The sequence below is a fragment of the Candidatus Neomicrothrix sp. genome, assembly GCF_035329545.1.
GTDB classification, from domain to species: domain Bacteria; phylum Actinomycetota; class Acidimicrobiia; order Acidimicrobiales; family Microtrichaceae; genus Microthrix; species Microthrix subdominans.
On the sequence record NZ_DAOLGP010000008.1, the window covers coordinates 50,451 to 63,681 of the forward strand.

A 13,231-nucleotide genomic window follows, 5' to 3' on the forward strand; every position below is an offset into this window, starting at 1 on the left:
TCAGGAGCCCATGACATGTCCCAAGCGGACGACGTTCCCCTCGAGGTGGTGCGCACCGACGACGACGTGGTGATCGCCACCTTGCGGAACGGCAAGGTCAACGCTTTGTCCAACCGGGTGCTCGACGCCGTGGCTGACGCCGCCGCCGAGTGGGCGCAGGACCCGCCAGGGGCGGTCGTGCTGACCGGCGGACCCAAGCTGTTTGCCGCCGGCGCCGACATCGATCAGTTTGTCGCTGCCGCCGGCGACGAGTCCGGCGAGAACGATGCGAGGTCGAGCGGTGCCGACACGCTGGTCGATGGCGACGCCGTGCGGGCCATCGCCCGCTCGTTCCGTCGTGCGGGCCAGGCCCTGGAGTCCCTCGGTTGCCCCGTCATCGCCGAGGTGTCGGGCTATGCGCTGGGCGGTGGCTGCGAGCTGGCGCTGGCCGCCGACCTGAGGATCGCGTCCGACCGGGCGGTATTCGGCCAGCCCGAGATCCTGCTTGGCATCATCCCGGGCGGTGGCGGCACCCAGCGCCTGACCCGTCTGATCGGCCCGTCTCGGGCCAAGGACCTCATCTTCACCGGGCGCCAGGTCGATGCCGCCGAAGCCCACCGGATCGGGTTGGTCGACGAGGTGGTGGCCCACGACCGGTTGCGGGAGCGGACCATGGAGCTGGCAAGCGAGCTGGCGGGCGGGCCCCGGCGGGCCATGGCGCTGGCCAAGGCGGCGATCAACGATGGCGGACAGGGCAGCCTGGATGCCGGCCTCGATGTGGAGGAGCAGGCCTTCGTCGACGTCTTCGAAACCGACGACGCCGCCGTCGGCGTGGGGTCCTTCCGACGACACGGGCCCGGCAAGGCCGCGTTCAGCGGTCGCTGATGCCCGTGGTCGACACCGGGTTCGCATCCGGGCTCGCACGCGTGCTGCCGACCTGGCTGCGCCGCCAGGCTTGGTTGTCGCGCTCGGCGGCAACCCTGCTGGGCGTGGAGGTGCTCGACACCGAATCGATCGTGCGCGATCCGACGGTGGGGTGGGTCGATGTCCGCGCCATGTTCGCCGGGGATGTCAGCGATCTTCTCCGGTTGGTCGTTGCGGTACGCGCCGAGCTGCCGCCCGGCATCGACCCTGATGCCGTCATCGGGGAGATCGAGCTCGACGGTCGACCGCTGGTTCTTTTCGAGGCGATGGCCTGGCGAGCCGGCGCGCTCAGCGTGGCGCGGGCCTTGATGCCCGAGGTGATCGATGTTGCCGTCGCCCCGGATGCACTGAAGATCGGCCCATGGGGCGGCATCTCGCCCACGGTGCTCATCGATGGTCGCTGGGAGCTCAAGGCACACCGCCAGGTGAGCGATCTGCCCAACCCGGACATCGAGCTGCCGGCGGCGATGGCCCAGGCCGAGGTCGGTCGAATCTCGCCGATCGTCGATCAGGTCACCCGTCGCGGGCAGGTGGCCATGACCCTCCGGCCTGCCCTGCGCAGCCGCATGGACGGCCTCGACTTGGCGACCAAGAGCCTCAAGGAGCTCTTCGACCTGCGGGTCCCGCCCCGCCAGGCCCGCCACGACGCCGCAGCCGAGGTGGAACAGATCGGCGTGGGCGCAGCCGAGCTGCACGTGTCACTGGCGGTGGCGCTCGACAGCGAGCCGGCCGACGGTGCCGCCTGGGCCGAGCTGCTGTTGGCCCCGTTGTATCGCCTCGGCTCGGGGCGCATCCGCTTCGACCGGCTGGAGGGCGTGCTCGCTCGCCTGCGGGGCGCTGACGATCTGGGTCGCGCCATCCGCACCCACGGCGCCCTCCACCTGGGCAACATGGGCCGCACCACGAGCGGTTGGATCCCCCACAACTTCGAGGGCGACGGGCGCCCCTATGACGAGCTGCGCCAGCCGATCTCGCCGCTGCGGGACCTGGCCCGGTTGGCCGTGTCGCTGGGGTGGGCGGCCCGGGAGATGACCGAGCACTACCTGGAGGACGATCCCGAGCGCGACCGCGAGCTTGAAGTGTTGGCCGAGGCGTGGGAGGACAGGGCGGCCAGCCACCTGATCGCGGGCTACACCTCGGTGGACGAGGTGCACCGTCTGCTCCCGAGCAGCGGCGAGGCCCGGGATGCGCTGCTGAGGATTTTCGAGCTGGAACACCAGCTGACCCGGGTGATGCCCGAAACCCACGAATCCCCCTGGGGTAGATAGCGCCGGTCTTCCCGGCACGGCTCTCAGCTCGGTGTTGCTGCCGACGGGCGCCGGGAGCGGCGTTGCGCCAAGCTGGAGCGACCCATGGAAGCAACCGCCACCTGCACCCGGCACCCGGACCGGGCCGCCGCCGTCGCCTGCCAACGCTGCGACAAACCGATCTGTCCCTCGTGCATGACGTCGGCCTCGGTCGGCTTCCATTGCCCGGACTGCCTGAAGAGCGGAGCCCAGCGCACGGTGCCCGTGCGTCGGGCGGGCGACCCCGTTGCCACCAAGGTGATCATCGGGCTCAACGTCGCCGCCTTCGTCGCCTCGGTGATCTTCTCGGGCAACGCCCGCGGCACCGATGCCTGGTTGCGCTTCGGCGACGCCACGATGGCGGTGGCGGCGGGCGAGTGGTGGCGGGTCATCACCGGCGCCTTTCTGCACGACGGGGTGTTCCACCTGGGCATGAACATGTTGTTCATCTGGGTGTTTGGTTCGGCGCTGGAGCAACGGCTGGGCAAAGCCGGGTTTGTTGCGCTGTACTCGGCTTCGCTGATGGGCGGCGCTCTGGGCGTCGTCTGGCTGTCCAACCCGCTCGGCATCACCGTCGGCGCCTCGGGGGCCGGTTTCGGGTTGATGGGCGCGCTGGTCGTATTGCAGATCACCCAGCGCACCAACCTGTGGAGTTCGGGGCTGGGCGGCCTGGTGATGCTCAACCTGATCATCACGTTCGCGTTCCGCAGCTCGATCTCCGTCGGCGGTCACCTCGGCGGCTTCGCCGCCGGCATCCTCGCCGGCGGTGTGCTGTTCGCCGCCCCCCGGGCCGACCTGCCACGCGCCGCCCGGGTGGCGATCGTCGGCGCCGGTGCGGTGCTGCTCTTCGGCCTGACCATCGCCTCAGCGTCGGCGAAGGTAGGCGCGATCTAGCCCTTGCCCGCCGACTTGGGTGGACTTTGGTTCACCTGGTGGATCATGATCCACCCAAGTTCGTGGCTTCGTCTCGCTTACTCGGCGGGGCCGGCGTCGACCAGGCGGGCCAGGTTGGTCAGGTTGCGTCGCCACACCCACACCAGGATCGGCTTGGCCACCACCTCACCCAGACGCCCGGCGAACCACCACGGGAAGTTCAGCCGTTCGCGCCATAACACCCTCGTGCCGCCGTCGGCCCGAGGCTCGAGGGTGAAGGTGCCTTCGCCCGTGACCGCTCCCTCGTGGCGGACCGACATCTCGCGCTCGTCGGTCCAGGCGGTGATGATCATGCGGTCGGTGGTGCGCAGCGGGCCGACGCGGGTGTCGGCGAAGAACACGGTGCCCTCACCTCGGCGCTGCTCGCCCTCGAAGCGGATCGAGACCGCGTCCTCCATCCAGCGGTGGTGGTGTCCGACATCGGCCAGCACGGCCCACGTTGTCCGTGCGTCGGCGGCGACGTCAACGCTGAGTTCGATGCTTCCCATGCCGGGCAAGGTACCGCCGTGATCCTGGTGGACGAGAACGTCGTGACCAGCGGCCATACTTGGACGGCGTGAACGCTCCGGTCCCGACCACCGACACGAGTGCCGAAGCGGGCCGGGTCGCGTCCGCAGCGCCTCCCCGGACCGGCTCCGAGCCGACGACCGTCGGCTTCGTCGTCGGACCGATGAACTTCGTCCAGAAGCTGGACGGTGCGTTCGGGTTTCTTCGTCTCGAGCTGTCGGCGATGCTTCTCGGGGCCGTCGTGCTGGTGTTGCCGCCGTCGCTGCTCGCACAGGTGGTGGCGCGCCAAGCGACGATGTTCACCGTTCTGAGCGCCGATCTGAACAACGATCCGACCGGCACCGGCGTCGGGTCGGGGTGGTCGGCGCTCGGTTCGGTCGCCGCATCGCTGTGGCTGTCGCTGGGCACCCTGGCGTTGGGCATCTACGCCGGGCTGTTGTTGCGGGCTCGTCTGGCCGGTGAGCCGGTGTCGGTGCGAATGCTGCTCGATGGCACGCTTCGACGCCTCGGGGGCGGGGCGGGCGCGTGGGCGTTGCACCTGGTTGCCCTGGGGTTCGGGTTACTCGCGTGCGGTGTCGGGGTGCTCGTCCCGATGACGCTGTTGTTGGTGATCGGGCCTGTGATCGGCGTCGAGGACGCGGGCTTCCGAGGGTTCACCCGGTCGGCGTCGCTCACCCAGACCCGGTTCTTTGCCATCTTGGGGGTCGTCGTGGCCTCCACGTTGCTGACCGCCCTGCTCTCAGCGGTGCCGCCCAACGTGGTCGATCTCATCGTCGAGTTGTTGGCGGGCACCACGCTACCGACCGGTTGGGAATGGATACCCAAGGCGGCCGCCGGCCTGCTGGCGACAGCGGCGGCCAGCACGGTGGCGGTTTCGATCGCACTCACCACCTACGTCGACCTCCGCTGCCGGCGTGAGGGTTGGGACCTGCTGTCACGCATGGCCGATGAGTTTCCGCCACCAAACGGGACCGCATCGTGAGCGTGCTCGGCGATGGTCCGCCGCCGTCCGCAGGTGAGGTGCGCGAGGCCTTGGCCGGCGTGCTTCCCGAACGGTCGCTGCTCGACCGGGCGCTCGATCCGTTTCGACGGTTCTTCGACTGGCTCGGCGATCGGATGCCGTCGCCGAGCGTCAACAACCCCAACGTGGCCTCCGGCGGAATCAGCGCGGTCGGCTACGTCATTATCGGGGTGCTCGTCGTGGTGTTGATCGCCCTGATCGTTCTGGCGGTGCGCCGTTGGGTGTCGCTGCCGGAAAGGGATCGGATCGACGAGGACGGCCCGACGATCGTCACCGAGGAACTCGACGATCCCGACGCCCTGGCGTCCGAGGTCGAGGCGTTGCTGGCCGAGCGCCGGTACCGCGAAGCGCTGCTGGCGACGTATCGCCAGACCGTCGCCGAGTTGGTGGCCCGCAACCGGGTCCCGCGAAGCCGGGCGCGCACCACCGGCGAACTGCGTGGCGACGTGAGCGCCGGCCTGGCCGACGTTGCCGATGACTTCGCAGCGTTGACGACGAGCTTTGAAGCCGCCTGGTTCGGCGCGGTCGACGTTGACCGTTCCATCGTCGAGCAGGCCGGCAGTTGCGGTGCAACCGTGACCGCAGCCGCCATCGCGGCCGGAAGGGCGCCCTCCCCGATGGACGAGGACCGCCCGGCCGAGGTGGTCGAGCTGTGAGCCGTCGCGGTGTCGGCATGCTCGTCGGCGTGGTGGCCCTGGTACTCGTGGTCGTCATCGCCGGGGGTCAGGCCGCCGACGGTGATGCCTACGACCCGGACACCACCGGGCCCGGCGGCCTGTCGATCGCCGTCGACCTGGCCGAAGCGCTGGGCACACGGGTCGCCGTGATCGACGCCGAGGATCCGGTCGACGGGTACGACGCCATCCTCGTGCCCACCGCTCGCGCAGCCGACGCCGACATGGCGGCGCGCTGGGAGGCGGCGGCATCGTCGGGGGCCAGCGTCGTTCTCGGCATGCCGTCGAAGCGGATCGGGGCCGAGGAGGGCGACTACGAGCCGTTGGCGCCGGCGGCGGAGCCCGGCTGCACCATCGCCGAGCTGCAGGAACTCGATCAACCTCGCAACCCCGGCCGCCCCGTTCTGGTCGGCCCGTCGGACCGTTACTGCTTCGGGTACCCCGAAGGTGCCCAGGTGGTGCTCAGCCCGGTGGGCGCAGGACGGATCGTCACCCTGGGCGGCCCGGAGCTGTTCACCAACGCCACGCTCAGCGAGCGGATCCAGCCCGGTGAGGAACCGACCGCCGACAACCTGAACGACAACGGCCCGCTGCTGGCGGCGATGACCGAGATGGGCGAGGGGTCCTCGCTGGCGGTCGTGCGGCCTTTTGGGGCTGCGACCGGCGACGACGAGGGCCAGAGCCCGTTCGCACTGCTGGGTCCGGGGGTACGGGGTGCCCTCGCTCAGTTGGGTCTTGCCGCCTTGATCCTGGCGATCGCCCGCGCTCGCAGGGTCGGCCGACACGTCGACGAGCCCCTGCCGGTGTCGATCGCCGGTTCCGAGCACACCGAAGCGGTGGGGGAGCTGCTGCGTCGGCGGCACGATCCGGCCGGGACGGCGGCGTTGCTGCGGTCCCAGATCCTCTTCGCCGCACGGCGACAACTCGGCCTGGATGCCACGGTGGACGACCGGGCGGTCGCACGAGCGGTCGCCGAGCGCCTGCGCCAGCCCGCCGACGCGGTCGACGCGGTGTTGCTCAGCGCGCCGGTCACCTCCGAAGCAGCGCTCGTGCGCTTGGCCAACGATCTTGAAGACCTCAGAGGAGAACTGATCCATGGAACCACCGTCCGCTGATCGCCCCGACCCCGACGCGGCTCCGTCCCATCCCGGGCCACCCCCGGGATCCGAGCCCGCCGAACGAACCCCTCACGAGGCGATTGCCGCGCTCCGCTCCGAGGTGGCCAAGGTGGTCGTCGGACAGGACGGCTCGCTGGCGGGCCTGGTCACAGCGCTGTTGGTGCGCGGTCACATCCTGTTGGAGGGCGTGCCGGGTGTCGCCAAGACCCTGATGGTGAAGACGCTGGCGGCGGCGCTCGACCTCGACTTCAGCCGGGTGCAGTTCACCCCGGACCTGATGCCCGCCGACGTGACCGGCCAGATGGTGTTGAAACCCGATGATGCCTCGTTCGAGTTTCGGGCCGGTCCGATCTTCACCAACCTGTTCCTCGCCGACGAGATCAACCGCACGCCGCCTAAAACCCAGTCGGCGCTGCTCGAAGCGATGGAGGAACGCCAGGTCTCGGTGGAGGGAACGTCCTACGAACTCGCCGATCCCCACATCGTCATCGCCACCCAGAACCCGGTGGAGTACGAGGGCACCTACCCGTTGCCGGAGGCCCAGCTGGACCGGTTCCTGATGAAGTTGCTCGTCGGGTACCCGAGCGAGGAGCAGGAGGTCGAGGTGTTGGTGCGCCACCACCGCGGCCTCGATCCCCATGACGTGCGCGCCGCCGGCGTGCGCCCGGTGGCCACTGCGGCCGACCTGCTGGCGGCGCGCCAGGAGGTGGCCAGGGTGACCGTCGAACCACCGGTGATGGCGTACGTGGTGGCGCTGGCCCGGGCCACCCGCAACCAGCCGTCGGTTCAGCTGGGCGTGTCGCCTCGTGGCGCGGCGGCGCTGATGACCTCTGCCAAGGCGTGGGCCTGGCTGTCCGGCCGGCCGTTCGTCACCGCGGACGAGGTCAAGGCGGTGGCGCGCCCGGTGTTGCGTCACCGGATCATGGTGCGCCCCGAGCTCGAGCTGGAAGGCTCGACCGCCGACGGGATCCTCGACGCGGTGCTCGCTGCCGTCCCGGCCCCGCGGTGAACCTGTGGGTTCCACCGTCCAGCACGCGTGCGCAGGAGCGACCTAGCTCGTGACCCCCGTCCCCACCTGGCGCCTGGCGCTGGCCTTCGCCGCCCTGTCTGCGGTCGTCGTGGTGGTCTCCCCGCCGACGGCGGGGGCGACGTTCGGCCTCCTGCTCGGCGGCAACCTGGTGGTGGTGGTCCTGGCGGTCGCCGACTTTCTGGTCACCCCGCGTCCCAGTCGGGTCGAGCTCCGCCGGGTGCTGCCGGCCACCGTGACCCAGGGTGTGGAGGTGCCGCTGGTGTGGCGCCTGACCAACCCGGCTCGTCGCAGGGTGCGCCTCACCCTGTCCGACGAGCTCCCACCATCGCTGCGACCAGCCAACCGCCGGGCAACCGTGACGGTCGCTGCCAACGCAACCGTCGAGGTACGCACCAGGATCGAGCCGGTGCGACGCGGGCGCCTCGAGCTCGGCTCGGTCGGGCTGCGCCTGCGGGGCCCGTTGGGCCTGCTCAGCCGCCAGGAACGGGTCGAGCTACCCGGCGACGTGCGGGTGTACCCACCGTTCCGATCCCGAGCCGAGGCCGAGCTGAAGATCAACCAGGCCCGCTCGCAGCAGCTTGGGCTGCGCACCACCAAGGGCCTGGGCGCCGGTACCGATTTCGAGAGCCTCCGCGAGTACGGGGTCAACGACGACTTTCGACGCATCGACTGGCGGGCGACCGCCCGCATGGGCAAACCGATCGTTCGCACCTATCGGATAGAACGCAACCAGAACGTCGTCGTCCTGTTGGACAACGGGCGGGTGATGGCCGGAAAGGTGGCCGGCGTCCCTCGCGTCGAACACGCGATGGATGCGGCCATGATGCTCGCAGCGGTCTCCACCGGGGTGGGGGACCGCTGCGGCCTGGTGACCTTCGACACGGAGGTGCGCTCGGTGGTGGCTGCCAGCGGCCGCACCGACCAGGCGATGCGGATGACCGAGGCGATGTACGCCTTGAAGCCGGCATTGGCCGAGTCGGACTACGCCGGGGCGTTCGCCACCACCGTTGCCCGGTTCCGTCGTCGAGCGCTGCTCGTCGTCCTCACCGACCTGGTCGAGCAAGCGGTGCTCGAGGCGTTGATCCCGGCGATGCCGCTGATCACCCGGACCCACCTGGTGCTCGTCGGTGGCGTTCAGGACCCCGAGGTGCTCGCCTGGTCCCAGGAGAAGCCGGCCGACCTGGAGGAGGCCTACCGCAAGACGGCCGCACTGGCCGCCCTGGCGGAACGGGAGCGGGCGGCGCGACGCCTGCGCGCCCTGGGTGCCCGGGTGGTCGACGCCCCGGTCGGTCGCCTGTCCGGCCGGCTCGCCGACGCCTACCTCGGGCTCAAGTCCCGAGGCGCGCTGTAACCCGCCCTGAGGGCGCTGTTATGGCCCGGCGGCGGGCTGGGGGTGACGGACGGGCGGGCTGCCCGCACGGGCCAGGTCGGCCTTTTCGACCTCCCACGGGTCGGTGCCGGCGCCGGCGCGCGATGCGGCGAGTGCCGCCGGACCGAAGGCGAGCACGTGGGCGATCGCCGCTGCGAGGGCCAACGCCCCGATACCGATGCGGATCGCGGTCGGCAGGCCGGACGGGGTGACGAGCGCCTCGATGAACCCGGCGACGACGAACCACAGGGCCAGGCCGACGACGATGGTCACCCCGTGACGGGCCTCCTCGACGACGGCGTCGCCCCGGCTGCGATCCTCTCCGGGGGCGATGACCGCCCAGCCCAGCTTCAGGCCGACAGCGCCGGCGACGACGATCGCCGAGATCTCGAGCAGCCCGTGGGGCAGGATCAAGCCCCAGAAGGTGCCAGCGGCCCCGTTCTGATGCATGAGCGCACCCACGACCCCGATGCTGAAGCCGTTGATGACGAGCACCGCTGCGGTGAGCACGCCGGCGGTAGCACCGCCGGCGAGGGCGAGCAGGCTGACCTGGATGTTGTTGGTCTGCACCTGGGCTGCGAACACGCCTGCGCCCTGCGAGCTGTAGTAGTCCTCGAACTCGTGTCCGGCGATCAGCTCCTGCTGCTCGGGCGACACGGTGACGTCGAGCGCCTGGGGAGAGTTGTTGAACCACAGGCCGGTCGCCAGTGCCGAACCGAAGAACAGCAGGGCGGAGAAGGCGATCGCCCGCCACGCCCGGGTGACCGCCAGTGGGAAACCGACGGTGAAGAACGAGACGACCACGCGCTGGGCCCGACCGCGTCGCCCGTAGATCACCTGACGCGCGGCCGCCACCCGGGAGCTGAGCCCGCCGATCAGCGCCCGGTCGCGGTGATGGGTCCGCACGTGGCTGAGGTGGGCCGAGGTCAGTTGGTAGAGGCGCAGCAACTCCTCGGTCTCGGTCAAGCTCAGCCGGCCGGGGGTGACCCGGGCCATTCCGACCAGCTCGTCGAGACGGTTCCAGGTGGCACGGTGGGCAGCGATGTAGCGGTCGACGTCCACCACCTCAGCGTAGAGGCCATTGCGACGAACACCCGAGGCCGGGGGTGTCCGGCCGGCGGGCAACCGCGCGCCGCTCGTCCGAGCCGGACGGCGGTAGCGTGGGCGGGGTGAGTGCCGCCCCACAGTTCGCCGACGTCAGCCGCCGAGGGCTGGCCGCGGACCCCAACACGGTGGTGACGCCCGAGGCGGTGTTGCTGAGCCAGCCGGTTGCCGCGGTGCCCAGCCGTCTGCTGGCGAGGGTGATCGACCTGCTGTTGCAGCTGGTGATCATCCTGGTGGCGCTGGTGGCGGCGGCGTTCCTGGCCAACGCGTCGGAGACGTTGGCCGCCTATGTGGCATTCGGGTCGATCCTCTTCGTCCTCGTCGGCTACCCGACGATCTTCGAGGCGCTCTGGCGGGGACGCACGCCGGGCAAGGTGGCGGTCGGCCTGCGCGTCGTGTCCGGCGAGGGCGGTCCGGTCGGCTGGTCGGAATCGTCGATGCGTGCGATCGCCGGCCTGGTCGAGATCTATCTGACCCTCGGCGCGCTCGCGATCACCGCGTCCTTCCTCAGCCCCCGGGCACAGCGCCTGGGCGACCTGATGGCGGGAACGTTCGTCGTCAGCGAACCCGCCGCCCTGCTGCGGCTGCAACCGGTGGTCTTCCCCACGCCGCCCGGCCATGCAGAGTACGTCGATGTGTTGGATGTCGCCCGGCTGGGCGACGCGGGCTACGGAGTGGTGCGGGAGGCGCTGTTGCGCCTTGGCACCCTCGATCCGGCCGCCCGGCACGCCGTCACCAACGAGCTCGGGCACCGGGTGGTGGCCCGGATTGGCGTTGGTGTGCCCACCTGGATGACCGCCGAGGAATTCCTCGCCGCCGTCTGCACCGCCTATCAGCGCCGCCAAGGGGGCCTGGCCGCCGTCGGCCTGGGCGCCTACGAATCGGCCAACAGCTCGTGGGCTGCGCCGAACGGGCCTCCGTTGTGGCACGGCGCCCCATCTGCGGCGGCGCCCGATCTTGGGGGGTGGGTTGCTTGATGGACGCGACGAACGAGACGCCATTGCACTATTTGGATCACGCTGCCACCACACCGCTGCTGCCTGAAGCGATTGAGGCGATGGCGGAGGTGACACACGGTGGGCTGTGGGCCAACCCCTCCGGAGGGCACCTGCTGGCGCGCCGGGCCAGGAGGGCGGCCGACGACGCGCGCGACGAACTCGCCGAGCTGTTCGGTGCGCTGCCCTCGGAGGTGGTGTTCACCTCCGGCGGAACCGAAGCGGACAACCTGGCCGTGTTGGGCTCGGTCGGCGCCGGCGCACCCCGCGAGGGCGCAGCGCTGCTGTGCTCGGCGATCGAGCACCCGGCGGTGCGCATGCCGGCTGGTCGGCTCGGGGGCATCGAGGTCGCCGTCGACGGTCACGGCCGCCTCGACCTGGATGCGCTGGTGGAGGCCTGTACGCCCGACGTTGCGCTGGTGTCGGTGATCCTGGTGAACAACGAGGTCGGCACGATCGCGAACCTCGATGCGATCGCTGAGGTGGTGCGCCGCCACGCACCGACGGCGTGGTTGCACACCGACGCCGTGCAGGCCCACCAGTGGGTGGACGTGGCCGCTGCGGCCCGCAGCGCCGACCTGGTGTCGGTGGGCGCCCACAAGTTTGGCGGTCCCAAGGGCATCGGACTGCTGATCGTCCGCAACGGGGTTGAGCTGGCGCCGCGCGCCGTCGGCGGCGGCCAGGAGCGCGACCGGCGCGCCGGCACCCTTAACGTTGCCGGTGTGCTCGGCATGGCGGCCGCAGCCCGCGTGACCGCCGCCCGGCGCGCCGAGGAACTGCCCCGCATCGCCGCGCTTCGCGACCGGCTGGTCGACGGCCTGGCAGCCGCAATCCCCGGCCTGATCGAGACCGGTGTTGACCCGGTTGAGCCCGGCGGCGGCCCGGATGGTGTCTCCGGTGATCGTGGCGTCGACCGGTTGCACAAGGCGGCGGGCAACTGCCACGTGTGCCTGCCCGGCGTGGAGACCGAGGCCCTCCTGTACCTGCTGGAGCGTGAGGGCATCATGGCGACGGCGGCCTCGTCGTGTGCCAGCGGCGCCCAGGAGCCCAGCTATGTGGTCGAGGCGCTCGGGCATTCGCGCGCCATCGCGTCGGGCGCGCTGCGGCTCACCCTGGGAACGACGAGCACCGATGCCGACGTGGAGGCGGCCCTTGCGGCCGTGCCGGCGGCCATCGAGCGTCTGGAGCTGTTCTCATGAGCGGCGCCGCTGACGGGACCCGCCGCCCCGAACGGGTGCTGATGGCGATGTCGGGCGGGGTCGACAGCTCGGTCGCCGCCGCGGAGCTGGTGGCGACCGGTGCCGAGGTGGTCGGGGTGACCCTCAAGCTGTGGGGTGGCCCGTCGGACTCGGGCTGCTGCTCGGTGAGCGACGTCGACGACGCCCGACGGGTGGCCGACCGTCTCGGCATCGAACACCTGGTCTTCGCCCTGGGCGACGACTTCGAGCGGGCGGTGGTTGGCCCCTACGTCGAGGCGCATCGCCGGGGTCGCACCCCCAACCCGTGCGTGGAGTGCAACCGGCACATCAAGTTCGACAAGCTGTCTCGACGGGCGCTGGCGTTGGGCTTCGATGCCGTCGCCACCGGCCACCATGCCCGGATCGTGACCACCGCCGACGGCCCCCGCCTCGGTCGTGGCGCCGATGCGGCCAAGGACCAGTCCTATGTGCTGCACATGCTCTCCGCCGCCGACCTGGCCCGCACCCGATTTCCGATCGGCCACCTGGACAAGGCCGAGGTGCGTCGCCGGGCCGCCGAGCTGGGCCTGCGGACCGCCGACAAGCCCGACAGCCAGGACGTGTGCTTCATCACCCGGACCGACGGGCGCCAGGCGTTCCTCGAACGCCGGCTGGAGTTGACCCCCGGGCGGGTGGTGACCGCCGAGGGCACCGAGGTGGGGCGGGTCGATGCGCTCGAGATGATCACGCCGGGCCAGCGCAAGGGTCTGGGACTCCCGGGGGGAGGGCCCCGCCGCTACGCCACCCGGGTGGACCTCGATGCCCGCACGGTGACGGTCGGCTCGGACGCCGACCTCGACATCGGGGCGCTCGGGGTGTCCAACCAGGCGTGGGCGGCCGGAGAGCCGCCCGCCGACGGGATGCTGGTCGAGGTGCAGACCGCAGCCCACGGTGCGGTGCGTCCCGCCCGGTGGGTCGGCGGTGACCGGGTCGTGTTCGACGAACCCCAACGCTTCGTGGCCGCGGGCCAGTCGGTCGTGCTCTACAGCGTGCCCGACGCGACCGAACCCCAGGTGGTGCTTGGCGGCGGTATCGCCGAGCCGGTCTAGGGTC

13 protein-coding genes are annotated in these 13,231 nt (G+C 70.9%); 11 read left to right on the forward strand and 2 right to left on the reverse strand.

The window, feature by feature from the left end; translation table 11 throughout:
- The first annotated feature begins 15 nt into the window (after nt 1-15).
- The 3 genes from PKD89_RS06665 to PKD89_RS06675 all read left to right on the forward strand — a co-directional run bounded on the left by PKD89_RS06665 (nt 16) and on the right by PKD89_RS06675 (nt 3,083).
- On the forward strand, nt 16-864 hold the full coding sequence (locus PKD89_RS06665) for an enoyl-CoA hydratase/isomerase family protein (protein WP_287379629.1): 849 nt from the start codon (nt 16-18) through the stop codon (nt 862-864).
- Nucleotides 864-2,171 (forward strand): hypothetical protein, encoded by a 1,308-nt coding sequence (locus PKD89_RS06670; protein WP_287391643.1) that lies wholly within the window; start codon nt 864-866, stop codon nt 2,169-2,171. The genes PKD89_RS06665 and PKD89_RS06670 overlap by 1 nt, the downstream gene beginning before the upstream one ends.
- A gap of 84 nt (nt 2,172-2,255) precedes the next feature.
- Complete coding sequence (locus PKD89_RS06675; protein WP_287379626.1) at nt 2,256-3,083, forward strand: rhomboid family intramembrane serine protease; 828 nt, start codon at nt 2,256-2,258, stop codon at nt 3,081-3,083.
- Between the two features lie 77 nt (nt 3,084-3,160).
- Here the strand turns inward: PKD89_RS06675 and PKD89_RS06680 are convergent, their stop codons facing one another.
- Nucleotides 3,161-3,610 (reverse strand): SRPBCC family protein, encoded by a 450-nt coding sequence (locus PKD89_RS06680; RefSeq protein WP_289011978.1) that lies wholly within the window; start codon nt 3,608-3,610, stop codon nt 3,161-3,163.
- 68 nt (nt 3,611-3,678) lie between these two features.
- On the opposite strand from PKD89_RS06680, the gene PKD89_RS06685 reads away from it, so the two are divergent.
- From PKD89_RS06685 to PKD89_RS06705, 5 genes are read left to right on the forward strand one after another with little or no spacing between them, the layout of a single operon-like run.
- Complete coding sequence (locus PKD89_RS06685) at nt 3,679-4,611, forward strand: hypothetical protein (protein WP_289011977.1); 933 nt, start codon at nt 3,679-3,681, stop codon at nt 4,609-4,611.
- Complete coding sequence (locus PKD89_RS06690) at nt 4,608-5,306, forward strand: DUF4129 domain-containing protein (protein ID WP_289011976.1); 699 nt, start codon at nt 4,608-4,610, stop codon at nt 5,304-5,306. Before PKD89_RS06685 ends, PKD89_RS06690 begins: the two co-directional genes overlap by 4 nt.
- Nucleotides 5,303-6,439 (forward strand): DUF4350 domain-containing protein, encoded by a 1,137-nt coding sequence (locus tag PKD89_RS06695; protein ID WP_289011975.1) that lies wholly within the window; start codon nt 5,303-5,305, stop codon nt 6,437-6,439. The genes PKD89_RS06690 and PKD89_RS06695 overlap by 4 nt, the downstream gene beginning before the upstream one ends.
- On the forward strand, nt 6,420-7,451 hold the full coding sequence (locus PKD89_RS06700) for an AAA family ATPase (RefSeq protein ID WP_287379621.1): 1,032 nt from the start codon (nt 6,420-6,422) through the stop codon (nt 7,449-7,451). Before PKD89_RS06695 ends, PKD89_RS06700 begins: the two co-directional genes overlap by 20 nt.
- Nucleotides 7,452-7,500: 49 nt before the next feature.
- Nucleotides 7,501-8,823, forward strand: a complete 1,323-nt coding sequence (locus PKD89_RS06705) for a DUF58 domain-containing protein (protein ID WP_287379620.1) — start codon at nt 7,501-7,503, stop codon at nt 8,821-8,823.
- A gap of 18 nt (nt 8,824-8,841) precedes the next feature.
- Here the strand turns inward: PKD89_RS06705 and PKD89_RS06710 are convergent, their stop codons facing one another.
- Complete coding sequence (locus PKD89_RS06710) at nt 8,842-9,903, reverse strand: stage II sporulation protein M (protein WP_287391651.1); 1,062 nt, start codon at nt 9,901-9,903, stop codon at nt 8,842-8,844.
- A 107-nt stretch (nt 9,904-10,010) separates the two neighbouring features.
- Between PKD89_RS06710 and PKD89_RS06715 the strand changes: the two genes are divergently transcribed.
- From PKD89_RS06715 to mnmA, 3 genes are read left to right on the forward strand one after another with little or no spacing between them, the layout of a single operon-like run.
- Nucleotides 10,011-10,922: an RDD family protein gene (locus tag PKD89_RS06715; RefSeq protein WP_289011974.1), complete on the forward strand. Its 912-nt coding sequence runs from the start codon at nt 10,011-10,013 to the stop codon at nt 10,920-10,922.
- A complete protein-coding gene (locus PKD89_RS06720) occupies nt 10,922-12,139 on the forward strand; it encodes a cysteine desulfurase family protein (RefSeq protein WP_289011973.1) in 1,218 nt (405 codons plus the stop codon). Before PKD89_RS06715 ends, PKD89_RS06720 begins: the two co-directional genes overlap by 1 nt.
- Complete coding sequence (gene mnmA, locus PKD89_RS06725) at nt 12,136-13,227, forward strand: tRNA 2-thiouridine(34) synthase MnmA (protein ID WP_287391655.1); 1,092 nt, start codon at nt 12,136-12,138, stop codon at nt 13,225-13,227. Before PKD89_RS06720 ends, mnmA begins: the two co-directional genes overlap by 4 nt.
- The last annotated feature ends 4 nt before the right edge of the window (nt 13,228-13,231 follow it).

Bases quoted from the DNA above. Each gene is read 5' to 3' on its own strand.
- PKD89_RS06670 (WP_287391643.1), top strand. From the start codon at position 864: ATGCCCGTGGTCGACACCGGGTTCGCATCCGGGCTCGCACGCGTGCTG.
- mnmA (WP_287391655.1), top strand. From the start codon at position 12,136: ATGAGCGGCGCCGCTGACGGGACCCGCCGCCCCGAACGGGTGCTGATG.
- PKD89_RS06720 (WP_289011973.1), top strand. From the start codon at position 10,922: ATGGACGCGACGAACGAGACGCCATTGCACTATTTGGATCACGCTGCC.
- PKD89_RS06700 (WP_287379621.1), top strand. From the start codon at position 6,420: ATGGAACCACCGTCCGCTGATCGCCCCGACCCCGACGCGGCTCCGTCC.
- PKD89_RS06680 (WP_289011978.1), bottom strand. From the start codon at position 3,610: ATGGGAAGCATCGAACTCAGCGTTGACGTCGCCGCCGACGCACGGACA.
- PKD89_RS06665 (WP_287379629.1), top strand. From the start codon at position 16: ATGTCCCAAGCGGACGACGTTCCCCTCGAGGTGGTGCGCACCGACGAC.
- PKD89_RS06675 (WP_287379626.1), top strand. From the start codon at position 2,256: ATGGAAGCAACCGCCACCTGCACCCGGCACCCGGACCGGGCCGCCGCC.